Origin of the sequence: Methanococcus aeolicus Nankai-3 (genome assembly GCF_000017185.1) — an archaeon.
Taxonomy (GTDB): Archaea; AGJL01; Methanococci; order Methanococcales; family Methanococcaceae; genus Methanofervidicoccus; species Methanofervidicoccus aeolicus.
On the sequence record NC_009635.1, the window covers coordinates 628,849 to 652,323 of the forward strand.

The 23,475-nt window shown below is 30.6% G+C and carries 20 protein-coding genes; 7 read left to right on the forward strand and 13 right to left on the reverse strand.

From position 1 onward, the window contains the following. The first annotated feature begins 466 nt into the window (after positions 1 to 466). The 4 genes from MAEO_RS03055 to hjc all read left to right on the forward strand — a co-directional run bounded on the left by MAEO_RS03055 (position 467) and on the right by hjc (position 3,834). Complete coding sequence (locus MAEO_RS03055; RefSeq protein WP_011973330.1) at positions 467 to 1,642, forward strand: bifunctional 5,6,7,8-tetrahydromethanopterin hydro-lyase/3-hexulose-6-phosphate synthase; 1,176 nt, start codon at positions 467 to 469, stop codon at positions 1,640 to 1,642. Between the two features lie 76 nt (positions 1,643 to 1,718). After that, entirely contained in the window at positions 1,719 to 2,801 is a 1,083-nt protein-coding gene (cobT, locus tag MAEO_RS03060; protein ID WP_011973331.1) for a nicotinate mononucleotide-dependent phosphoribosyltransferase CobT, read from the forward strand. A 113-nt stretch (positions 2,802 to 2,914) separates the two neighbouring features. Beyond that, entirely contained in the window at positions 2,915 to 3,376 is a 462-nt protein-coding gene (locus MAEO_RS03065) for a methanogenesis marker 6 protein (RefSeq protein ID WP_048062467.1), read from the forward strand. Between the two features lie 56 nt (positions 3,377 to 3,432). Then, positions 3,433 to 3,834 carry a Holliday junction resolvase Hjc gene (gene hjc, locus MAEO_RS03070; protein WP_011973333.1) on the forward strand — a complete coding sequence of 134 codons (402 nt, stop codon included), beginning with the start codon at positions 3,433 to 3,435 and terminating at the stop codon, positions 3,832 to 3,834. A 41-nt stretch (positions 3,835 to 3,875) separates the two neighbouring features. Here the strand turns inward: hjc and MAEO_RS03075 are convergent, their stop codons facing one another. From MAEO_RS03075 to mfnF, 6 genes are all read right to left on the reverse strand, one after another. Then, positions 3,876 to 5,390 (reverse strand): AMP phosphorylase, encoded by a 1,515-nt coding sequence (locus MAEO_RS03075; RefSeq protein ID WP_011973334.1) that lies wholly within the window; start codon positions 5,388 to 5,390, stop codon positions 3,876 to 3,878. Between the two features lie 196 nt (positions 5,391 to 5,586). Continuing rightward, positions 5,587 to 7,605 carry a methionine--tRNA ligase gene (gene metG / locus MAEO_RS03080; protein ID WP_011973335.1) on the reverse strand — a complete coding sequence of 673 codons (2,019 nt, stop codon included), beginning with the start codon at positions 7,603 to 7,605 and terminating at the stop codon, positions 5,587 to 5,589. A gap of 169 nt (positions 7,606 to 7,774) precedes the next feature. Beyond that, on the reverse strand, positions 7,775 to 8,599 hold the full coding sequence (locus tag MAEO_RS03085) for a pantoate kinase (RefSeq protein ID WP_011973336.1): 825 nt from the start codon (positions 8,597 to 8,599) through the stop codon (positions 7,775 to 7,777). 109 nt (positions 8,600 to 8,708) lie between these two features. Beyond that, positions 8,709 to 11,441 (reverse strand): alanine--tRNA ligase, encoded by a 2,733-nt coding sequence (alaS, locus tag MAEO_RS03090; RefSeq protein WP_011973337.1) that lies wholly within the window; start codon positions 11,439 to 11,441, stop codon positions 8,709 to 8,711. Between the two features lie 202 nt (positions 11,442 to 11,643). After that, positions 11,644 to 12,849, reverse strand: coding sequence for an argininosuccinate synthase (locus tag MAEO_RS03095; RefSeq protein ID WP_011973338.1), 1,206 nt, complete (start codon positions 12,847 to 12,849; stop codon positions 11,644 to 11,646). Positions 12,850 to 13,026: 177 nt separating this feature from the next. Then, positions 13,027 to 14,037 carry a (4-{4-[2-(gamma-L-glutamylamino)ethyl]phenoxymethyl}furan-2-yl)methanamine synthase gene (mfnF, locus tag MAEO_RS03100; RefSeq protein ID WP_011973339.1) on the reverse strand — a complete coding sequence of 337 codons (1,011 nt, stop codon included), beginning with the start codon at positions 14,035 to 14,037 and terminating at the stop codon, positions 13,027 to 13,029. Positions 14,038 to 14,229: 192 nt separating this feature from the next. Between mfnF and MAEO_RS03105 the strand changes: the two genes are divergently transcribed. Then, positions 14,230 to 15,357: a tRNA (guanine(10)-N(2))-dimethyltransferase gene (locus MAEO_RS03105; protein ID WP_011973340.1), complete on the forward strand. Its 1,128-nt coding sequence runs from the start codon at positions 14,230 to 14,232 to the stop codon at positions 15,355 to 15,357. 115 nt (positions 15,358 to 15,472) lie between these two features. Here MAEO_RS03105 and MAEO_RS03110 read toward each other — a convergent pair whose 3' ends face one another. Continuing rightward, the gene (locus MAEO_RS03110) at positions 15,473 to 16,135 is read right to left on the reverse strand and encodes a DUF5612 domain-containing protein (RefSeq protein ID WP_011973341.1); all 663 of its coding nucleotides are present in this window, start codon (positions 16,133 to 16,135) and stop codon (positions 15,473 to 15,475) included. A 24-nt stretch (positions 16,136 to 16,159) separates the two neighbouring features. Next, a complete protein-coding gene (locus MAEO_RS03115; RefSeq protein ID WP_011973342.1) occupies positions 16,160 to 17,014 on the reverse strand; it encodes a zinc metalloprotease HtpX in 855 nt (284 codons plus the stop codon). 533 nt (positions 17,015 to 17,547) lie between these two features. On the opposite strand from MAEO_RS03115, the gene MAEO_RS03120 reads away from it, so the two are divergent. Further along, entirely contained in the window at positions 17,548 to 18,570 is a 1,023-nt protein-coding gene (locus MAEO_RS03120; RefSeq protein ID WP_011973343.1) for a type II glyceraldehyde-3-phosphate dehydrogenase, read from the forward strand. Between the two features lie 79 nt (positions 18,571 to 18,649). Beyond that, positions 18,650 to 19,723 (forward strand): DUF123 domain-containing protein, encoded by a 1,074-nt coding sequence (locus MAEO_RS03125; RefSeq protein WP_011973344.1) that lies wholly within the window; start codon positions 18,650 to 18,652, stop codon positions 19,721 to 19,723. Positions 19,724 to 19,748: 25 nt separating this feature from the next. Here MAEO_RS03125 and MAEO_RS03130 read toward each other — a convergent pair whose 3' ends face one another. The 5 genes from MAEO_RS03130 to MAEO_RS03150 all read right to left on the reverse strand — a co-directional run bounded on the left by MAEO_RS03130 (position 19,749) and on the right by MAEO_RS03150 (position 23,454). Then, entirely contained in the window at positions 19,749 to 20,600 is an 852-nt protein-coding gene (locus MAEO_RS03130) for a fumarate hydratase (RefSeq protein ID WP_011973345.1), read from the reverse strand. Positions 20,601 to 20,728: 128 nt separating this feature from the next. Further along, on the reverse strand, positions 20,729 to 21,568 hold the full coding sequence (locus MAEO_RS03135) for a CBS domain-containing protein (RefSeq protein ID WP_011973346.1): 840 nt from the start codon (positions 21,566 to 21,568) through the stop codon (positions 20,729 to 20,731). A gap of 168 nt (positions 21,569 to 21,736) precedes the next feature. Continuing rightward, complete coding sequence (locus tag MAEO_RS03140) at positions 21,737 to 22,306, reverse strand: CBS domain-containing protein (protein ID WP_011973347.1); 570 nt, start codon at positions 22,304 to 22,306, stop codon at positions 21,737 to 21,739. A 139-nt stretch (positions 22,307 to 22,445) separates the two neighbouring features. Next, positions 22,446 to 22,949: a 6-carboxytetrahydropterin synthase QueD gene (locus tag MAEO_RS03145; RefSeq protein ID WP_011973348.1), complete on the reverse strand. Its 504-nt coding sequence runs from the start codon at positions 22,947 to 22,949 to the stop codon at positions 22,446 to 22,448. Positions 22,950 to 23,214: 265 nt separating this feature from the next. Next, positions 23,215 to 23,454, reverse strand: coding sequence for an ATP-binding protein (locus tag MAEO_RS03150; RefSeq protein WP_011973349.1), 240 nt, complete (start codon positions 23,452 to 23,454; stop codon positions 23,215 to 23,217). Between the last annotated feature and the right edge of the window lie 21 nt (positions 23,455 to 23,475).

Genomic DNA, 23,475 nt, shown 5'->3' on the forward strand with positions numbered 1-23,475 from the left:
TCCGAGCGAAGCGAAGGAAATATATAAAAACCGAAGGTTTTTATCATAATTCATCCCCCCGTAGCGAAGCGAAGACCTAAAACCTAACGGTTTTAAGTTTTCCTCACTATTGTTCGGAAATGCTACAAAATCCGAAGGATTTTGTTTAATCCCTTACGGAAGGGGACTTCTTGCGGAATAAGTTAAAAATGGCAAAAACTTATATACGGTGTGCCATATACTATTTTCGCAATATTATGATTTTATATATTATTATATTTATTAATATATATTTATTATTAATAAATATTAATATGGTTCGTTAGGGAGCTCCTTGCAGCCATAAAATTCATACGATATGATTTTAATATTATGGTTTAATACATAGATTTTATGGCTATTGAACATATTATAAATTATTTTGTTTTTTCAATGATTTTTATTAATAAATTTAAAAAAGGATATGAAAATATTATTTGAGGATATTATGATAAAATTTGGTGAGGCAATTCTTGGAACTGATTTAAAGGCTATTGTAAATGTAATAATAGGAAAAGGAACTGAAATAGATACAGCATTTACAAATGCCCTCACACGGAGACCTTCTCCAATATTTGCCAATTTAAGAGATAATTTAATAGTAAGACCACTAACAATAGTAGTCCCACAGAACGATATTAATTCAGAAATTCAGGTGGAGCTCCTCAATGGAGTAATACAATATGGAGTGGCTAAGGCAATAGCAGATATGGGCGAAAAAGAAGGAATTGACAATGATTTAAAAGCCGTAATTACTGTATCTGTTCCCGATGTTCCATTTACTACGATAAATAAAAGAAAATTATTTCAATATTATTATGGGGCCACAAAATTAGCAATAAATAGGGCATTATCAGAATATCCTTCGGCTGAAAAAATTAAAAAGGAAAAATACAGGGCATTGCACCCATTAGTTGGATTTAGAGATATAAAATTAGAACGACCCCCCTATTTACAGGTTGCCCTTGATGTGCCAACCATTGAAAGTATGGAAAATATCGTTGAGTCATTACCTCAAAGTGATAGAATAATAATAGAGGCAGGAACTCCATTGATTAAAAAATACGGAATTGAAGTAATAGAGCAAATTAGAGAAATATTTGATGGATTTATCGTAGCTGACTTAAAAACATTAGATACGGGTAGGATTGAGGTAAGAATGGCTTTTGAAGCTACTGCAAATGCTGTTGTTCTTAGCGGACTTGCACCAAAATCTACAATATTAAAAGGTATTCATGAATGTCAAAAGTGCGGTATAATGAGTTATCTTGACACCATAAACTTAAATAATCCAGTAGAATTATACAATAAATTAGAATTAAAGCCAGATGTATTAATGGTGCATAGGGGAATTGATGAAGAAATAAATAAAGATAATAATAAAAATAGGAGCTCCCTATCAAAAGAAGATTTTGATAACAATATAATTTTAGGAGTGGCTGGCGGAGTTTCTGCGGAAACCGTTGAGGATTTAAAAAATAAATACGATATATTGGTTGTTGGAAGAGGAATTACAAAATCAAGAGAACCTGCACGAGTTGCAAGGTCAATAGTCAATAAATTGGGGGACGATATTGAACAATATAGGCTTTACCTTGATGAAGACGAAGATATTGCATATTAAAGATAGTAATACAATAAAATAATGTTATATTGTGTGAGATATTAATAGATAATAAAATATTATATTGTGTGATATGATGCCCATAATATCTATAAATGATACCGTTGGATTTTTGGATAAAATAAAGGATAATATAAATAATAATAAAAAAATCCAATTTTCCTGTGTGCTTTCCTCCATAGAAACTACAAAATATGTTCCAATATCTGGAGTTCATAAAGATGTCATAGAATACACACCCGCAGCGGATATGGAGCTTGTAATGATGGGCAAAAGTTTATCGATGCCTAACCCTCCAATTGATGCCACAGGTTGCCCAACTCCTGCAACTATTACTCGGGCAAATGTGGTATTAAATAACATTCCAGTTTTAACCATTGATGCAGGTAGTGCCATAAAACCAAAAATACCCCATATGTCAGTTGATAGCACTCCCACAGGCGATATTTATAAAGGTAAAGCCATGCCTAATTCAAAAGAATTATTTAAAATCGGGGAGCTCCTTGGTAAAAACATAATATCCGATACATTAATTATTGGAGAATGTGTTCCAGGAGGAACCACAACGGCATTGGGCGTATTAATGGGATTAGGATATGATGCAAAAAACAAAATATCCTCGGGCTCTGTGGATAATCCCATTGGTTTAAAATTAAAAGTCGTAGAAACAGGATTAAAAAAGGCAAAATCAAATAATGTATTTGAAGTATTAAATGCCGTCGGGGATAAAATGATGCCAGTAGTGGCTGGAATGGTATTTTCCTCAATTAATCAAAATAAGCCAGTAATTTTAGCAGGAGGGACACAGATGGCTTCTGTACTCTCAGTAATTCAAAAAATTGATGAAAAATATAAAAAAGAGAATATTTTAAATTCCGGACTTGTAGCACTGGGAACTACGGAATTTGTTTTAAATGATAAAAATGCCGATTTAAAAAGCCTCGTAGAACAGATAAATCAAAATGTTCCATTATTTGCTTCAAAATTCAATTACGAAAACTCAAAACTTGATGGTTTAAAATCATATTGTTCTGGCTCTGTAAAGGAAGGAGTTGGAGCTGGGGGCATATCTTTATACAGTTATGTTTCTGGTTTAACTCCTGAGGATATTAAATTATATGTGGAGGAACATTATTCTAATTGGTTTAATAATATTTAAAAATTTTCTGAAAGAAAATCTTTATAATCTTAAACTTGTTTTGCAGGTTAGATATAAAGATAGAGCAATAGTTTAGGTGGTATGACATGACGACTAAAAATAATAAAAACACAATGAAAACAAAAGTTTTAGTATTGGCAGATGATGCTCAAACATCCCCCTCGAAATTATTTAGATTTATAAACTCATTAGATTATGATATAAAAGTAAAAGAAACCTGTTTTGGAGGATATATTGAAGGTGAATGGGGCGTAGTTGAAGAAGTTGCCGAAAAAGTCAGAAATTTAGAAAAAAATAAAATATTTTGTAGGGACAGAGGATTTCCAATATGGGATAAAAGAAGATGTAGGGCATATAGGGGAGGTGGAGCTAGGGAAGGTTTTCACCAGTTAGAGGCAGAACAGAAAAATTTAACGATAATTTCAAAGGCATTGGATGAATTGGAAAAAGAAGAAAATAAAAAATTAGATGCAGAAGAAATAAACAGAGAATATGATAATATTATTAAACGAGATAAAAAAATTAAAGTAGACTTATTTAAAGAAATAGTTGAGGAAGAATTATCTTCAAAGTAATATAATATTATTATTTTTACTATTTTTATATAATTTTTAATGTTGGTGAGTTTGAATTGAAAAGACAATTATATATAAAAGGCTCAAATTTTGAAAGAGAGCTCAAAAAATTATTTGAAAATAAAGGTTTTGCCGTAATTAGAAGTGCGGGAAGTCATGGTGTGGACATAGTGGCTGGAAAAAAAGGAAAAATATATGCTTTTGAATGTAAGGCCACATCAAATGAAAAATTTTATATTTCAAATAATGATGTCGATAAATTAATAAATTTCTCGGAGCTCTTTGGAGCTATACCTTATATAGCTCTAAAAGTAAAATTACCAGGGGAGCTCCAACGGAAATCGGATAAAAAGATATTATTTATAAATCCATATCTTTTAGTTAGTTCGGGAAAAAATTATTCATTGGATTATCATAAAATATACCCAATATCGGAAAAAATTGAAGATTTATTATAGTCCTTCGGAAAGCATGTTTATCGGAGCTCCAATATTATAATTTAAAATTTACTCAATCTTTTAAGCATCATTCCCTCAACTTTAATGGGATATGTTCTTCTTGCAAAATTAACGGCTGCATCTAATCGCTCCTCTGAACTTGAATATATGGTATATAATATATCCTCTTTATTTACCTTATTTCCTGTTTTTACCCCTAAAAAAATTCCTGCTTTTTTATCCTTTGGGCATCCTGCCTCTTTTGCCAATTTTGTTATTAATTTATTCGATATTCCCGTAACATATCCATCTTTTGGTGAGCGAATATCCATTGTATATTCTCCCAATTCAATTTCCTCCGGCTTTGTTATTGTTCCCCCCTGTTCAACCACTATTTCATTGAATTTTTCAAGTGCTTTTCCAGATTCCAATATTTCCCACGCCACTTTTTGACCTTGCCCAATTTGTGCTCTACCCCCGAGCTCCAATAATACTCCTGCAAGAGATACTGATTTTTCAATTAAACTATTTGGTGCTGATTTTGGGTCGTGCAATGCCATTAGAGCCTCTTTTATTTCAAGAGCTGGACCTATTGCCCTACCTATTGGCTGACCACCATAGGTTAAAACACATTCAACACGAATACCGAGGAGCTCCCCCAACTCTATAAATTTTCTTGCCAACTGGTTTCCTTCCTTTTCATTTTTTATTTTAACTCCATATCCAACAGGTATATCTATTACCGTATAATCAATTCCAGTTGCTATCTTTTTAGCCATTACACTTGCCAATAATTGAGGTTGTGGGTCTATTGATAAGGGCCTTTCCACATTTATAATAATATCGTCAGCAGGTGCTAAATTTACAGCTCCGCCCCATGCCAAACATCCTCCTGTTGTTTTTGCCACTCTTTGTATTTCCTCACAGCTTAAATTTACATTTGTTATTACTTCTAAAACATCAGCTGTTCCAGCTGCGGAGGTAATTGCTCGAGAAGAGGTTTTTGGAATAGTCATTCCGGCCGCTGCCACTATGGGAATAGTTAAAAGAGCATATTTGTTACCTGGAACGCCCCCAATACTATGGACATCTACAACGGGTCTTTTTTCCCATTGTATTGTGTCCCCTGTCTCCGCCATTCTTTTTGTCATCGCTACTATTTCCTCCGTATTCATTCCTCTTATGTATGTGGATACTAAAAATGCAGAAAGTTCGACATTGGTTAATTTTTTTGAAACTATTTCATCAATAATGGTATGAATTTCATCAGCAGTTAAGGTTTGACCATTCATTTTTTTTCGTATATATGAGACAGACTGTGGTTTTTGAGCATGTCTTACTCGAACCTCTTCACCTTCATTTAATTTTACATCTTTAATATATTTGCTAACTCCTACTTCGCCCGGTTTAATCATTGTTTTTGTTGATTGAAGTGTCCCGATAAAAGAACATGTTTTGGATTCTATTAATACTCTGTCTTGTGAATAATATGCTGTGCCTTTTATATCCTCCTCATTTATAATCACGGCATTAGCCTCTAAATCCAAGTCTAAAAATTTAACTTCTAAAAATAGCATAATATCCCTCCAATAATTATATATTATAATTTGTATTGGACAGTATATAAAAATATGTGTAAAAATAGAGATAAAATTTAAAAAAAATAAAAAAATAAAATAAAATAAAAGGAACTCCTTGGAATTTCAAACTTGCTTCGCAAGTTTTATGACTTTAAAATTTTCCAAGAAAAAATTTTAAAGCCCCCATAAAATATTAACAAATTGTGCTTCCTACTGGAAGGTCTTTTTCAGGCGATAATAAAGCCACTTCCTCATCACCAGCAGCCAATACCATTCCTTGGGATTCAACGCCACATAATTTAGCAGGTTTTAAATTACATACTAATACAATTTTTTTACCAATTAATTCTTCTGGCGTGTAATGTCCTTTAATTCCAGCTACAACCTGCCTTTTTTCGTCTCCAATATCTACAATTAATTTTAAAAGTTTTTTGGACTTAGGAACTTCCTCAGCTTCCAATATTTGAGCAACTTTTAATTCAATTTTAGCAAAATCATCAATACCAATTAATTCCATTTTTTCACCGTTTTTATTTTTCTTTGTATTTTTCTTTTTATTCTTTGTATTTTTACTATTTTCTGATTTTAATAGTTTTTCCTTTACCATTTTAATTGTATCATTTTCAATTTTTGAAAATACAACGATTGGCTTTTTTAATTCATTTCCTCTTATTTCTAAATCCATCTCTTCATTCATTAAATCCAATAATTCATTTGTTTTATTTGGCATAAATGGATACAATAAATAAGCAATATGCTTTGTAATTACTCCGCAAACAAACATTATTTGTTTTAATCTATTTTCATCATCAACTGTCCAAGGCTCCATTTTTTGGAAGTAGTTATTTCCTTCTTTTGCTAAATGTATTATATCAACCAGTGCATCTTTTAAATTACAATCCATCATATTTTTATTATATTTTTCAATGGTTTCCGAGCATTTATCAAGTAAAGCCAAATCTTCTTTATTCAATTCCTCTTCTGGTTTATCTATAACAGGTAAGGCTCCAAATTTTCTATGGGAGAATACTAAAGCCCTATGTGTGAAGTTTGCAATGATTGCAATGAGCTCCGTATTTATCCTTTTTTGGAATTCATCAAATGAAAAATCACAATCTCTATTTAATGGAGCATTTGCCATTAAAAAGTATCTCAAATAATCGGAATCAAAGTATTTAATAAAATCATCGACCCAAACAACCCACTTTTTACTGGTGCTCATCTTTTTTCCTTCAAGAGTTAAATAGCCACCGCTAAATATTGAATTTGGTAGGTTGTATTCACCATGCCCAAGCAACATCCCTGGCCAAAATACGGCATGATGCACAGTAATATCCTTACCTATGAAGTGCCATATTTTTGTGTTCTGGTTTTCTGTGTTATTATCATTATTTTTTAACCAGTATTCTTTCCAAATATCGCCCATCATCTTTGTAAATGAGATATATCCAATAGGAGCTTCCAACCAAACATACATAACTTGGTTTTCGTCATCTGGAATTGGCACTCCCCATTTTATACCTCGGGATATATCCCAATCATGGAGCTCCCTAATCCAACTGTATGCCATATTTTTTATATGGTCGGGCATATTTGAATTTTTTACATAATTGTCCAAATTATCAGATAAAGCACTTAATTTAAAGAAATAGTGGGTGGTTTTTTTAAGCTGGGGAGTAGCATTACAAATTACACAGTAAGGATTTACCAACTCGGTAGGTTCAAGATGCCTTCCGCAAACTTCACAGTGGTCTCCTCTTGCCTCACCCTCGCAAAATGGGCAACTTCCTTCAACATACCTATCTGCTAAAAATTTATCGCAATCAGGACAGTAAAATTGTTCTATTTCTTTTTCATAAATATATCCATTTTCTTTAAGTTTTTTGTAAAATTCCTGAGCATTTTGTATATGGGTATCGCTGTGGGTTTTTCCATAGCTATCAAACTCTACGCTTAAATTGTCCAAATCTCTTTTTATTTCATTATGATATTTATTTACAATATCCTCGGGTTTTACTCCTTCCTTTTCCGCTGTAAGTGTGATGGGAACACCATGATTATCTGTTCCCCCAACATGAATTACATCATTGCCCTTTAATTTCAAATATCTTTTTATTATGTCCGCAGGTATGTATGTGCTTCTAGCATGTCCCAAATGAAGTGGTCCATTTGTATATGCCAATGCCGTAGTTAAAAGGTATTTATTATTCATTTTTTACCTCTGTTATTTATTATCATTATTATATTGCATGATATTATAAAATATTGAATTATAAAAGATTGTAAAAATGTAAAAATTATAAGCATCTTAATATAACTAATATAATTAAAATAAGAAATATATAATATTTGTTATAGGTTGTCCCTGTTTAATAAATGTCCTATTGATAAATTTTACATATAATAGGATTATTTAATATAGATAATACATCATTTAAATCCTTATTTTCACATATGCAAAACACAGTATTGCCCAGCATAGCCTGAGAAGCCCCCACTGTAAAATTTAAATCATTGCAAATATTTATTATTTTATCCGTTGCTAATCCCGTATTTTTTGCAAAATAATAGGATAAATCCATAAAATTATGAAGTGTTGGATTTTTTAATAATTTTAATAATAATTCATCGCCTATTTTATTTATTTTCTCTATCCATTGGGGATTATTTATAATTTGACTGGTCTCCTTTTTCCCAAGTATTTCAACAACAACATTATAATTATCTATATTTTTTATAGATATTTTTTGAACTTTTTGAGTTTTAAAATTTGGAACTCCAGGGAGTTCCCTCACAACAAAACCTTTTGTCCGTTGTGCTATTACATCACCAAGCCCAGTTCCGCATTTGACTTCTGATATGTGTGCCATTTCTAATGAATTATTATTTTTATTATTATCTTTATTTAATAAATTAGCAACTCCCAAGGCACAGGCACCAGAGACGCCCAGCCCACTGCTTAATGGAAAATCTGATTTATGGGATATTTTATAATTATCAATATTACATTGATTAATTACTTCTATTGTTGGACGCAAATTGATTTTTTTGTTGTTAAAGTATATTTCATTGTCTCCTTTTGTTATGGTGGTATCTACGCCCTTATTTAATGTTATTCCTGCACCAATTGAGCCTATTTGTAGTATATTTTTATTACTGTCCTTATATATTTTAAAAAATCCAGTTATATGGGATGGCACAAACATATTTTTATCACTATTTCTTGTATTATATTATTTATTCTTCTATAATTTATTATATCCTAATATCTATCAAATACATATCTATAATAAATAGGGAGCTCCCATGAAATAATTATAATTCACCAACAACCTTACTTTTAAGAGTTTCAATGTCATCAGCACATTTTCCCTGTGCCATTTTGTCTTTCCCTCCCCCTTTTGCTATTTTTCTTAACAATTCTCCCATTTTTATTTCTACTTTTTCGCCACATTTGCATAAAATATATCCACTATTGTTCAATAATATAACAATAGAATTATCCTTTTCATTTACTAAATTATCGGCAATAGACATTAACTCCTTAGGAGCTCCCTCAACTTTTTCAACCAATAAATCATATTTTCCAACTTTTTCAAATTTATCATTGAGATTTCCTTTTTCCAATTCTCCAATTTTTTTATGGAGCTCCTCAATTATTTTCTTTTGTTCCTTCCATTCTTCGAAAAATCTATTTACGGTTTTTGGCAAATTTTCACATGGAACTCCCACAATGGAAGAGGCATTTAATAAAATATCCTCCATCAGACTTACCTCATTTACGGAATTTATACCGCTGGTATATTCCAATCTTTCTACTCCATCTTGAATTCGTTCTGTTTTAAGTATTTTTATATATCCTACTTCGGAAGTGTTTTGGCAATGCGTTCCACCACATGCTTCAACATCTACGCCCTCAATATCCAATATTCTCAATATATTTCCTGGAACTACTCCTCCCTGATATATTTTAAATCCATATTTCTGCTCTGCTTCATTTCTGCCCATAACCGTAGATTTGACTGGTATGGCATCCAATACTATTTGATTTGCTATTTTTTCTATTTCCTTTATTTCTTCCCTGGTTATTCTTTTGTAGTGTGTTATGTCCAACCTTGCTTTATTTGATTCAACATTTGAACCAGTTTGCCAAATATGTTTTCCAAGCACTTTTGAAGCTGCGGCATTTATTATGTGGGTTGCCGTGTGGTTTCTCATTAAATTTAATCTATTTTCCCAATTTAATTTTGCTATTATTGTGTCCTCTTCATTTAATCCATCAGTATTTTCCACAGTATGGCACACTATACCGTTATTATTTTTTTGAACGCTTATTATTTTTTTATTTCCTATTAATCCAATATCGTATTTTTGTCCCCCTCCTTCTGGATAAAATACTGTTTTATCAAGTATTACGACATTTCCGATTATTTTTAAAATTTTTGCTTCAACTTCTTTTTGATATGGGTTGCTGTAAAATAATAATTCTGTTTCTGGTATATCATCTAAATTTATAGATATTGTGGATTTTTCTGCTGTATTTTCTCCTTTTTCTGATTTGCTGTCTTCTTTCTTTTCCTCGTGTCTTTCTGCCACAATGGTATAGAAATTATCTGGAACAGTTATTTTTATTGTTTTATTGCCTTTATTATTTTTACTTCCTTTTTTATTAATCTCTTCTACAATGTCCCTTACAACCTCTGGCGGTAATCCCTTACTATCATATAATTCAATTAAATCGTCAAGGGTTATTTCATCTTTGGATTTGGCAATTCTTTCCACAGCTCCCTTTCCTTTGGTAATTGTTTGAATATATTTATTTTCCTCCTCTTCAAGCACATCCATAATATATTCTTTCATATCCATTAATTCGGGATATATTTCCTTTAAATTTTCAAGTTGCATGGCTACAATGTCCTTTAATGATAAAGACAATCCAACATTTTTAATATATCTAAGTGTTTTTCTAACTAATAACCTTGCTAAATAGCCATCTTTTACATTTGATGGAACAATACCATCTCCAAGCATAAAGGCAAGACATCTGGTATGGTCTGCAATGGCATAAATATTTTCAATAGGGGATAATATACTATCAAGCTCATTTACATCTAAATTTAATTTTTCAGCAACTTTTTGCCTCAATATTCGTAAATCCCCTACATTTTCTATATCCATTAATCCAGCAAGAGTTGCACTTTCTGCAAGGATTTTTGGGCCTATGTCATTCATGTTTATATTTGCATCATCCATTAATTTACCAATAATATCTCCAAATACTGCTTCATATACAGTAGGTGTTCCTTTTGAAGCCCATACAAATCTTTCAAGACCATATCCAGTATCAACTATTTTTAAAGGCATTTCTATATAGTCTCCTTGTTCTGTTTTTTCATACTGCATAAATACAAGGGTTGCCAACTCTACACCGTGGGTAATTACTTCATAACATGGTCCAGCATTTCCTCCGCCTTCCCACCAGCTTTCTATAAATGTTATGGAGCTCCCATCTATTCCTAAATTTGTAAAGAAATTATAGCATAATTCCACAGTTCTATCTGTCCAATATTTGAAATCTTCGTCTGTGTTAAAGGCATGATGTCCCCCCATTGTAAAACAGGTCATATGTCGCCCTGTTCTTCCAACATTGTCTATATCATTTAACCTTATACATGGTTGGGCTATCACAAGGGGGTTAGCTACTGGTTTTACTATTCCTTTTGTTACCCAAGGCTGAAATACTGCAATAGATGCTATTGTTAATAATATATCATCTCTCCACCTTCTCGCACTAACGGGGTATCTTTTTATTGGAGTATGTCCGTTTTTATCAAAGAAATTTAAAAATTCTTTTACCATCTCATTGTAAGTATATTCTTTATTTGTGATGGAGCTCCCTATAAATGAATATTCATCGCAAGGGCTATCTCCACAAGTCTCTCTTTTAGGGTCCAAAGTCCAAAAATATTGATTGCATTCTTTGCATTGTTTTCTGATAAATCCTTTTTCTTTAAATAATTGCACATTATAATCATGTTTAATTTCCATTATATCTCCTTTTCCGTTTATTATTTGATTAATTATGTTTATTTTATTATAGTTACTATTCTTTAATTTTATAAAAATATTGTCCTTATCGTATGAACTTATTTTTATAATTTTATAATATAATAGTAATTGAATAACTTGAAAAAAAGACAGGATTTTAAATTTAAAAAAGTTAAAAAATAGTATGTTAAAATGTATATTTTTATTTATTTTTATTTTTCACAGATTCATATATTGAAGCTTGTAATCCATGGAATTTAACAGCCCCTATTGTTTCTCTTTGGTCTATTTCTTTATCCTCAAATGAAACTAATTCTTGGCTAAATAGTGCATAATTGCTTTCTTTTCCTACAACTCTGATTGAACCAGCATATAATTTTACAACCACTTTTCCACTTACTCTTTCCTGTGTTTTATCAATGAAAGCATCTAAATCCAACCTAAGTGGTTCATGCCATAATCCTTTATATATTAAATCTGCATAAGTGGAATCTACTATTTCTTTAAATTTAATCTCTTCTCTGGTTAGTGTTAATTGTTCAAGTGCCTTATGTGCCGTAATAAGCATTATAGCCCCCGGACATTCGTAGTTTTCTCTTGATTTTAATCCTAAAATCCTATCCTCAATTATATCTACTCTACCTACCCCATTTCTTCCAGCAATTTTATTAGCTTCCCTTATTAATTCCACTGCATCATATTCTTTATTATTTATTTTTACCGGAATACCATTTTCAAATTCTATCTCAACATATTCTGGCCCTGTGCATTCCATTGGATTTTTAGTCCAACCATAAGCTTCCTCTGGTGTTTCAAACATTGGGTCTTCTAATTCTCCCCCCTCCACACTTCTTCCCCAAAGGTTTTCGTCAATACTATATTTTTTGCTTTCTGTTGGGATTGGTATTCCGTGTTTTTTAGCATATTCTATTTCTTCACTTCTTGTAAGGTTTAAATCCCTAATTGGAGCAATTATTTTAACTTCTGGTGCTTTTGCCCTCATAATTGATTCAAATCTAAATTGGTCATTTCCTTTTCCGGTGCAACCATGAGATATTGCCTCTGCATTTAATTCTTTTGCCAATTCTACTAATTTTAAACCTATAAGGGGTCTTGCAAGTGCTGTTGATAGTGGGTATCCTTCATATATTGCATTTGCTTTAATTGCTCTGAATATATATTCTTTTGCAAATTCCTCCTTAGCATCTATGGTATAATGGGCAAATACTCCGTATTCTTTTGCTTTTTCCACTGGTTTTGTTATTTCCTCCTCTGGTTGTCCCACATCTACACAGGCAGTTACTACCTTATAATTATAATTTTCTTCCAATAGTTTTAAACAACAACTTGTGTCTAATCCACCAGAATATGCCAAAACTGCTATTTTTTCTTTGTTTTCGTTTGTCATTATCTCACCATTTCTTTTTTTGGTTTAGTAAATCGACCGATAGGTCAAGCAATGAAATCCGCAGGATTTCATCTAATCTTTGATTTACTTCACCTTTTTTATTATGCTTTATATATTGTTTTTATCATCTAATCATTTGATTCAAAATATAAATATTTTGTAGATTTTTATTATTAATCATCTTTTAGTTTTATTTAACAATTCTGCTACGGCAAAACTTGGAGTAGCAAGAGATACATCTTTATTATATCCTTCTTTTATTGATATAATATTATATTCTTGTCTTAGGGCATCAATTAATATTGGCTCCCCCAATCCAGTAATAACAATATTGTTAATATTATATTTAGTTGCTACCTTATCCACATTAGATTTTATTAAATTTAAAAGTTTTGCATAAAATTGTTTTGCAACTTCATTTATTTCTTCTTCGCCTATTTGTTCCAAATCCCCACATAATACTTTTGACAATCTAATTTTACAATTTTGTTTATTTGTAGGAGCTCCGTCAGGAGTGTCGCAGGTGTAATCATTTGTAGTTATTTTATCCATAATAATATTAATATCTCCCGTAATGGCAAAATATTCAGAAGATACATTTATTGTTGTATTTTCATTTTTACATTTGTATTCCACAGTATTACTTAAAAATGAAATTGGAGTTCTAAGTGTTCCGACATACAATAATTCGTTATTAATTAATCTATCAAGGTCTGTTTTTTGTGCCACTATTTTTCCATTAACTATTGGTATTATGTCCGTAGTTGTTGAACCCATATCAATTAATATACAATTATCATTTGGACATATGTTATTTTTTACAAATTCCGCCGTAGCCGTCCAATTTGATGCTGAAACCTTTATATGCTGTTTCACAGCCTCCGAGGGCGTTAAAAAATTCCCATCTACATCAAAAATAAATATTTCTTTATTTGGAAAGGCATTTTTCACAGAATTTAATATATCAATTACTCCTTCTTTTTTAGTTTCATAGGAATCCGCAAGTTCTGCTGTCATTACAAGTGCTATTTTTGTAATGTCTTTATGATTATATTTTGCCAATAAATTAGTCAATTCTTTATTGTTTCTCCACATTGGAAAATATATATGGTGTATTTTATAAGTTCCATCTGATTTCATTTCTGTTATTTTGGTGTTAGCTCCGCCTATATCTATTCCAAGTATCATATTATCCCATATCACAATTTTTATTATTATTTTTAATCAATAATCATATCAATTATATATAATTAATATAAACTACATTTAATAATATTTAAAATAATAAGAATAATAATAGAGAATAATAAGAGAGTAATAATAAGAACAATAATAAAAATAAAATAATAATTCATTAACTAACTAAAACACGGTGAATTTATGAAATACATCACAGAAGGAAACACCAAATTAAAAATACCCGAAGATGCCACAATATCAAAAAAGGATAAAATATTTTATAATCCAATAATGGAAGTAAATAGGGACATATCAGTTTCAATAGTACAAAGTTTTTTAAATAAGTACGATAGAGATGAATTTTTTATTTGTGACCCTTTGGGGGGAAGTGGAGCTCGGGGATTAAGGTATGCCAATGAATTAAAAATAAATTCAGGAACAGGAGCTCCTCACATCACCATAGGAGACATAAACCCAAATGCCATATCGTTAGCACAAGAAAATGCAAAATTAAATAATTTAAACAATGTAAATATAGTTCATAAAGATGCAAATGTGCTTCTTTCGGAGAATTTTAGAAAATTTAATGTTGTAGATATTGACCCATTCGGAGCTCCCTCCCCATATTTAGATAGTGCTATAAGAAGTATTATAACCAAAAATGGTATATTATGTATGACTGCCACAGATACGGCTGTGCTTTACGGCTCATATAGAAAAACATGTATAAGAAATTACGATGCCACACCATTAAAAGGAAATAAAGAACTTGCCATTAGGTTGTTGGTGGGACATGCCATAAGAATGGCATCAAAATACGATATTGGTCTTAAACCAATTTTTTCACATTTCACGGCACATTATGTTAGAACTTTTTTAATGACTGAAAGAGGAGCTAAAAAAGCCGATGAAGCCGTTGATAAATTAGGATATGTTAAAAATATAGAGGAAGAATATATTATTAAATCCAGAAAAGAAGGCAATAGTGATGGTTTCTGTGGATTGTATTATTTGGATAATTTAACAGATGAAAATATAACAAAAGATGCCATAAAAATTGCAGAAGAAAGAAATTACTCAAAAGAAAGCGTTAAAGTAATGAAAACCGTATATGAGGAAAGTTTAATAAATAATGTTGGTTGTTATGATGTTCATAAAATATGTAAAAACATAAAAAAGAAAGTGCCTCCTGTCGACATATTAATGAGTGGATTAAATGAAATGGGCTTTAACGCGTGTAGAACTCACCATAACCCACATAGTATAAAATCTGATGCAAAATTAATCGATATTGTTGAATTTATTTATAAATACGATGGAAATAAATGAAACTATGAACCTGGAATAATTACATTAAATAGCAAATTCCGGTATAATGATTGAATTGCAAAAGAAACCATGGAAATATTGAAAAAGAAATAAAAATAATACATATTTTAATTTTTTAAATAGTTCTTCCTTTTACTTTATTTATGTCAAATTTAGCCGTATCTGCAACAGCCATTACTGCAATCACTCCCGCTTGAACTGGGTCGGTAATTACTAAATCTGCCACTTTTGGCACACTTCCAACCATATTTAAAGATATAATTTGTATATCTGTTTTTTCTTTTAATGTTTTAACAGCCTCGGTTATTTTTCCACCCATAATCGAACCAGCCAAAACCAACAATTCGACTCGCGGGAGATTTTCCACAGATAGCACTGCATCAGCCAAATTATCTTCTCCTACAACAGGCATTGTATCTATACTTATTCTTTCCCCTCTTATATTGTGCCTATCCGCCTCACTTATTGCCCCCATTGCTACCTGCGATACCTGAGCTCCCCCCCCAATTATAATAATTCTTTTACCAAATATTTTTTTAAGTGTATCGTGGAGCTCCACTGATTTTATACATTCCATAGAATTTAATGTGTCAATTAGTAATTTTTCATTGTCAATATTTTCAATTTCCATATATATTAATCCAATATCACTATTTTTTACAAACTGTTGAGTATATAATATATTCCCCCCTAATTTTGATATGATTCCTGTTAAATTATGTAATACTCCTATTTTATTATCTGCTCTTACAGTTAGCCCTAATTCTTTACTGTCCATAATATTGCCTTTAATTTAATATATTTAATTATATTTCGGATTTCTTGCCATTTCCATCAATTTTTCCACTCTTTCCTGTGTTGGCGGATGTGTTGAAAATAATTTCATTATACTATTGCCCCTAAATGGATTTACTATAAACATATGTTCTGTTGCAGGATTTCCATGTTCCATAGGATATCTGCTAACTCCTCGTTCCAATTTTTGAAGTGCATTTGCTAAATATATAGGATTTGAATATTTGGCTCCCCCTTCATCTGCATAAAATTCCCTTTGCCTTGATATTGCAAATTGAACTATTGTAGCCCCAATTGGTGCAAATATTATAAATAATAATGAACCGATAAATCCTAATGGATTGTCTTCATCATCACCTCCAAATCCAAAAATCATTCCCCATTGCATTACATTTGCCAAATACATAATAGAACCAGCTAATACCGCAACAATTGAACTTATTAATATATCCCTATGTTTTATATGACTCATTTCATGGGCTATAACCCCCTCTAATTCCTGCGGAGTTAGTATGTCCATAATACCCGTAGTTACTGCAACAACTCCGTTTTTTGGATTTCTACCTGTTGCAAAAGCATTTGGGGTAGCACTATGCACTATTGCAATTTTTGGTTTAGGAACGCCCGCCCTATTTGCCACAGTTTCAACAATCCTATGAAGTGCAGGGGCTTCTCTTTCATCGACAATTTTTGCCCCATAACTTGCCAATACCATTTTATCGCTATAAAAATATGCTATCAAATTTGGTATTAATGCAAATATTATAGCAAATATTGGCGATACATTAAATAATGTAAATGCACTATATAATATGCCTGTTAAAACAGCCATTAATATTCCTACTTTTAAAGTTGAAAACATTTTGTATTCACCATTTGGTTTAATGTTTTTTAAATTTATTTTATCTATATATTTAATATATATTTATATATTTTTAATCTTTTTGCTAGATTGTTGTAGTTAATTTTAGTTAATTTGCTATTATTTTTTATATATTATAATTCTTATTTATATTCCATATGCTCCGTTTTTTGGATAATATTTAATAAATATATATACATATATTGTGAATCGATAATTAACTGACCTTAACCGTCTAAAATGATTAAGGAAATAAAATATGTTAGTAATAATTAAAGTGTAGTTATGTCTTATTTATATATGGATTTAATGTAAAATATTCGTTGATTTACTATAAGAATATATCTATATATTTATCCAATATTGCGAAAATATTAATATTATAAATATCATAATTGTATTGTATATATAATATATTCATACTATTATATGAGACTGTTAATGTAGCATATACATACATAAAAAATATATGTAAAATCTACAAAACATATGATGTAAATTATGAATTATAAAAACATAAAATAGGTGGCACAATGGCAAAAGTCTTAATAAATGGATATGGTTCAATCGGAAAAAGAGTAGCTGATGCTGTATCAATGCAAAAAGATATGGAAGTAATAGGAGTTACAAAAACAAGACCGAACTTTGAAGCCGATATGGCAGTTCAAAAAGGATATGATTTATACAGTGCAGTTGAAGGTAGAGAATCATTATTTGAGGAAAAAGGAATAGATATTCAAGGAAATATATTTGATATTATTGAGGAGGCAGATATTGTTGTAGATTGTGCCCCGGGAGGAATTGGTAAAGATAATATCGAAAATATTTACAAAAAATACAACAAAAAGGCAATAGTCCAAGGAGGGGAAAAAGCACCATTTGTAGAGGATAGCTTTAACTCGTTATGGAGCTATGATAGATGCTATGGTAAAAATATTATTAGGGCAGTATCTTGTAATACCACAGGATTATGTAGGACGCTATATGCCATAAACTCCACAACAGACATATTAAAGGCAAGAGTTGTATTAATTAGAAGAGGAGCTGACCCGAACGATGCAAAAAGAGGACCTATTAATGCAATAGTGCCAAATCCTCCAACAGTTCCATCTCACCACGGACCAGATGTAGGAACAGTAATTCCAGAATTCAAGGATAAAATAATTACTTCGGCAATAATTGTTCCTACTACGCTAATGCATATGCACTCTTTAATGGTTGAAACCACTGGAACAACCAAAGACGATGTTATTGATGCCATCGAAAAAACTCCAAGAATATTTACAGTTAGTGCGGAAAATGGATTGGATTCAACTGCCACAATTATAGAATATGCAAGAGATATTGGAAGACCTAGATATGATTTATGGGAAATTCCAGTATGGGAAGAAAGTGTAAATGTTGTAGATAATGAAATATTTTTAATGCAGGCAGTTCATCAAGAAAGCGATGTAATCCCCGAAAATATCGACTGTATAAGGTCAATGTTAAAAATGGAAGAAGATAATATTAAATCCATTGAAATGACAAATAAAGCTATGGGAATATTGAAATAAAATATTATTTTTAATAAATTTTTTTTATATTCTATTTTTTTATATTTATTAATTTAATTTACACAATTTTAGGGAAATTATGAAAACAACATATTTGGATATTTTAAAAGAAAAATTAAATAAAGATTCGGTGGTTGAGGAAATCTCAAAGAATAGTAAAAATAGAAAAAATAAAGAAATTTTAGCTTTTAAGGTGCTTATATCCACAGTATTAAGTGCAAGAACTAAGGACGAAACCACAGATGAAGTTTCAAAAAGGCTATATAAAAAAGTTAAAAATATAGACGATTTAATAAATATTGATATTGAGGAGCTCCAAGAATTAATTTATCCAGTTGGATTTTATAAAACCAAAGCAAAACATTTAAAAGAGTTAGCTTTGATGGTAAAAAACAATTACAACGGCAAAATACCAAATGATATTAATGAGCTGGTAAAACTTCCAGGAGTGGGGCGAAAAACTGCAAATTTAGTTATTACGCTGGCTTTTGACGACTATGGTATTTGTGTGGATACTCATGTCCATAGAATAAGCAACAGGTGGAATTTTGTAAATACTCCCTCTCCTGAAAAAACTGAGATGGAGCTCCGTAAAAAATTGCCAAAAAAATATTGGAAAACCATCAATAATTCACTGGTTGTATATGGTAGGGAGGTTTGTGCCCCAATTCCAAAATGTAGCAAATGTATTCAAGAAATAAAAGAAACCTGTCCTTATTATGATAAATTGATTTACTTTAATAGTTTGTTAAATAAATATAATTTTAGAAAAATATCCAAATCCAATATTCCAAATGAAAAGGGAACCTATATTTTAAAAATAAAACTAAATGGTAGTAAAGTTATTGAATATGGAAAAACTAAAAAAGAAAAATTCCAACGAGGATATTATTTTTATGTTGGTTCTGCCATGGGGAGCTCCTCAAACTTAAAAAATAGAATAGGGAGACATCTTAAAAATGAGAATGAGAAAAAACTCCACTGGCATATTGATTATTTGTTAAAATATGGCAATGTAAAAGAGATATTTATTACAAATAATGCCGTTGAATGCGAAGTTTCAAAAGATTTAAAGGAAAAATTTGAATTTATAAAGGGATTTGGTTGTTCTGACTGTGGTTGTGATAGTCATTTATATTATTTAAAACCGTGAATATTATTGGTATTATTGTTAATATTTATAATTTTACAGTTCTTGAAGCACTTCTTCCAGCCCAACACTGAATACATATACCAACAGGAAGCGAAGCCGTATGACAGCCATTTATTTCAATAAATACATCTAATGCCGTGGTATTTCCCCCCAGCCCCATAGTTCCAATACCTAATTTGTTTATTTTTTCCAATAATTCTGCCTCTAATTCTGCCACTTCGTTATCATTATTTCTTTCCCCAACTTTCCTCAATAATGCTTTTTTTGCCAATTTTAAAGATATATCTGCTGTTCCACCAATTCCAACACCAACCAATATTGGGGGGCAAGGTTTTCCTCCTGCACTTGCTATTGTTTCCAATACGAATTTTTTTATCCCCTTTACTCCTTCCGATGGAGTTAACATTTTTAGGGAGCTCATATTTTCACTACCTGCTCCCTTTGGAAATACTCTTATTTCTATTTCTCTGTCAAGTTGTTCTGTAAATTCTATGTTTATAAAGGGAGCTCCCAAACCGCAATTTGTTTTAAAATTTTCTCTTATCAATGGATGCACCACATTAGGCCTAAGTGGGACTTCTTTTGTGGCTTTTTCCACTCCCTTTTTAATTTTATCAGTAATTTCCATAATTTCAGTAGAATTGATATTTTTACCAACTTTTAAAAATAATATTGGGACTCCTGTATCTTGACACATTGGAATATTTTCTTTCTCTGCAATTTCTATATTTTTTAATATTGCACCAAGAGTATTTTTTGAAAGCTCATTTTCTTCAATTTTTTCTGCCCGTTTCAATGCTTCTTTTACATCATTAGGCAAATGGATAACTGCTTCTTTAAAAAGTTCTACCACAATATTTTCAATATTATTGTCCATAAAATCACCATAAATAATAAATAAGCCTATAAAATAAATATTATAAAAAATAAAATTACAATAACTTATGATTATTGAATTTTCTAATGAAAATGGAAATAAAAAAAATGGAATATTAATATTAAATATTATTCTTTAAAATAAGCCAATATATCCTTTTCAGTAATTATTCCAACTAATTTACTTCCATCCATAACAGGTAAAGCCCAGGTATTTTCTTTTTCCATTATTTCTACGGCCTCCCTTAATGGTGCATCGTTGCTTATTGTAGGATTTTTCTTCCCATTTATAATATCTTCAACCCTCATATTTGTTAATTCCCTTATATTTCCTGTTTTTAATTTTTCAAATACCATATCACTACCTAAAAACTCTATGAAGTCTTTTGAAGTAATTTTCCCTATTAATTTTCCATGGGATACTACTGGCAATCTCCTAAATTCATTTCTAACCATAGTTCGTGCTACATCTTTTATTCTTTCTCCCCCTGATGCAACAACAGGATTTTTAGTCATGTAGTCTTCTACGGTTTCTTTTTCGCCAATATCTTCTTTTAAACTTTTAAGAATAATTCTTTCTGTAATCATGGATATTAATTTATTATCTTTATCCACAATAGGAGCTCCCCCAATATGCTTCTCAGAAAAAGTATTCAATACATCTTTTAATCTCGCAGTTTCTTTTACACATATTGGATTTGAAGCCATTATTGATTTTACGGGTTCATTTATTGCAGCATATAAATTTCTGTTGTGTTTTGATTTAACCAAATTATATTTTGAACCTCCACCCATAAAATCCACAATATCTACGGAAGATAAAACACCCTCTACCCTATTGCTTCCAGCATCTACCACGGCAATTCTTCGAATATCCGATTCATCCATAATTTGTAAAGCATCTCTTATTGTCGTAGATGGATATATCATTATGGCATTATTGCCTTCTATTATTTTTGTTATTTTCATTGCACTCCCCTCGCTATTATATTATATATTGCATATGGTAAGTCAAAATTTATATTAAGTCCATATATAAATAAGATATAACTACAATTAATATTACTCATAGATTTTATTTTCTTAATCATTTTGGGCGGATTCCAATTTCTATGGTTTTTATTTATTAATATGTTTTTATTTTTGCTCTAAGCAATCATCACAAATATATTGACCATTTATGTAATGCACATTACCATGATATCCGCAAACCTCACAAATTCCTTCTGTGGTTGTGGTGGTCTCTTCATAAGTGTTTACATAATTATCGGCCTCGTCATAAGTGTCTTCTATTTTAGAGGCTTCCTTCATTATTTCAAACAATTTAGGAGATATGCTAATAATATCACTAACTGTAATTATTCCCAATAATTCATCATTTTCAATTACTGGAAGTCTTTTGATATTTTTTTTAGCCATTAATTCCGCGGCATCCATTATACTATCATTAGGAGATATTGAAATAAGTTTTAATGATGCTATCTCCTTTACCAATACATCTTTTGACCTTAAATTTTTTGCCACAATATTTTTTAACATATCTGTTTCTGTGATAATTCCAACAGGTTTTGACATGCCACCTACAATGGTCAAAGCCCCAATATCTTTTACCTTTAATATATTTGCAACTTCATAGCAGGTTGCGTCTAAGGATACCGTTTCTACGGGCGTATTCATTACTTCTGAAACCCTCAAATTAATTTCCATAATATCACCAAATTATTTAAGTGTAAATTTAAATTGTAATTAATAATAATGAATAATATATATTATTATTTATAAATAATTTGTTATTTAGTTTATAATATATTCAAAATTATTCGTTGGAAGGAGCTCCCAAATTATATTAAAAATTTAATCTATATGCGGCCCCCTGCCCAATACCTTCGTTTACCATAATTTCAATCCATTCAATTGCACTATCTTCGTTTAATTCTTTTAATCTGTTTTTTATCCGTTCTGCAAAATAAATAGACAATTCTTCGGCAGTGGTGGAGGTTAATGGCAATAAAACCACATCCTCCGATGGTATTTTATATTCTTTTGTTTTATTTTGTTTACAGAATGTAAATGTGATAGAATCGTCTTCTTCATTGGTCGTATATTTTAAATGAGGATGATTTATAGGAACTAATAATTTATGGTCTAATTCCCCATAAGTTTCTTTAACTATATTTTTCAAGGTTTTGAAATCACATACAAACCCAAACTCACCGGAGGGAGCTCCACATAATTTTACATCTACATAATAAGAATGCCCGTGAATTACTCCACAACTACTATGTCCAAATACGATATGTGCTGATGCAAATCTTAATCCTGCGTATATTCCGTTTAATTCTAAAATCATGATTTTTCCTCGTTTTAATTATAATTTTATATAAAAATGATAATATTAATATCATAATTAATACTAATATGACATCATATTATTTAAATTTTTAAAATTTCCGATAGGAAATTCAAAATCTCTGATTTGGGTATAGAAGCTTCGCTAATATCTAAAAAAATAGGAATATAATACACACATAATAGATTATGATAATTATTATAATAATTCATTAAAAAATTAAAAGAAAAAAGAATAATAAAGAAAAGAATAAAAGAAAGTAAAATTATTCTACTATTAATTTTATTGCATCCACAGGACAGGATTCAACACATGCACCACATCCATTACATAAATCTGGATTTAATAATTTTATTACTCCATTTATTACCTGCATAATTAATATACTATCTTCATCAGGTCCTGCACCGCCATGCACATTATCGTCCTTTGCATTTACTGGGCATGAAATTACACAATTTCCGCATCCATGACATTTTTCAGGATATACTTCCAATTTATACATTCAACCACCTATGTATCTATT

Coding starts and splice junctions, on each gene's coding strand:
- MAEO_RS03115 (WP_011973342.1), bottom strand. CDS start 17,014: ATGTTTTCAACTTTAAAAGTAGGAATATTAATGGCTGTTTTAACAGGC.
- MAEO_RS03105 (WP_011973340.1), top strand. CDS start 14,230: ATGAAATACATCACAGAAGGAAACACCAAATTAAAAATACCCGAAGAT.
- MAEO_RS03065 (WP_048062467.1), top strand. CDS start 2,915: ATGAAAACAAAAGTTTTAGTATTGGCAGATGATGCTCAAACATCCCCC.
- MAEO_RS03120 (WP_011973343.1), top strand. CDS start 17,548: ATGGCAAAAGTCTTAATAAATGGATATGGTTCAATCGGAAAAAGAGTA.
- MAEO_RS03095 (WP_011973338.1), bottom strand. CDS start 12,849: ATGACAAACGAAAACAAAGAAAAAATAGCAGTTTTGGCATATTCTGGT.
- cobT (WP_011973331.1), top strand. CDS start 1,719: ATGCCCATAATATCTATAAATGATACCGTTGGATTTTTGGATAAAATA.
- MAEO_RS03145 (WP_011973348.1), bottom strand. CDS start 22,949: ATGATTTTAGAATTAAACGGAATATACGCAGGATTAAGATTTGCATCA.
- mfnF (WP_011973339.1), bottom strand. CDS start 14,037: ATGATACTTGGAATAGATATAGGCGGAGCTAACACCAAAATAACAGAA.
- MAEO_RS03140 (WP_011973347.1), bottom strand. CDS start 22,306: ATGGAAATTAATTTGAGGGTTTCAGAAGTAATGAATACGCCCGTAGAA.
- alaS (WP_011973337.1), bottom strand. CDS start 11,441: ATGGAAATTAAACATGATTATAATGTGCAATTATTTAAAGAAAAAGGA.
- metG (WP_011973335.1), bottom strand. CDS start 7,605: ATGAATAATAAATACCTTTTAACTACGGCATTGGCATATACAAATGGA.
- MAEO_RS03125 (WP_011973344.1), top strand. CDS start 18,650: ATGAAAACAACATATTTGGATATTTTAAAAGAAAAATTAAATAAAGAT.
- MAEO_RS03085 (WP_011973336.1), bottom strand. CDS start 8,599: ATGTTTGTGCCATCCCATATAACTGGATTTTTTAAAATATATAAGGAC.
- MAEO_RS03075 (WP_011973334.1), bottom strand. CDS start 5,390: ATGCTATTTTTAGAAGTTAAATTTTTAGACTTGGATTTAGAGGCTAAT.
- MAEO_RS03055 (WP_011973330.1), top strand. CDS start 467: ATGATAAAATTTGGTGAGGCAATTCTTGGAACTGATTTAAAGGCTATT.
- MAEO_RS03135 (WP_011973346.1), bottom strand. CDS start 21,568: ATGAAAATAACAAAAATAATAGAAGGCAATAATGCCATAATGATATAT.
- MAEO_RS03130 (WP_011973345.1), bottom strand. CDS start 20,600: ATGGACAATAATATTGAAAATATTGTGGTAGAACTTTTTAAAGAAGCA.
- MAEO_RS03150 (WP_011973349.1), bottom strand. CDS start 23,454: ATGTATAAATTGGAAGTATATCCTGAAAAATGTCATGGATGCGGAAAT.
- MAEO_RS03110 (WP_011973341.1), bottom strand. CDS start 16,135: ATGGACAGTAAAGAATTAGGGCTAACTGTAAGAGCAGATAATAAAATA.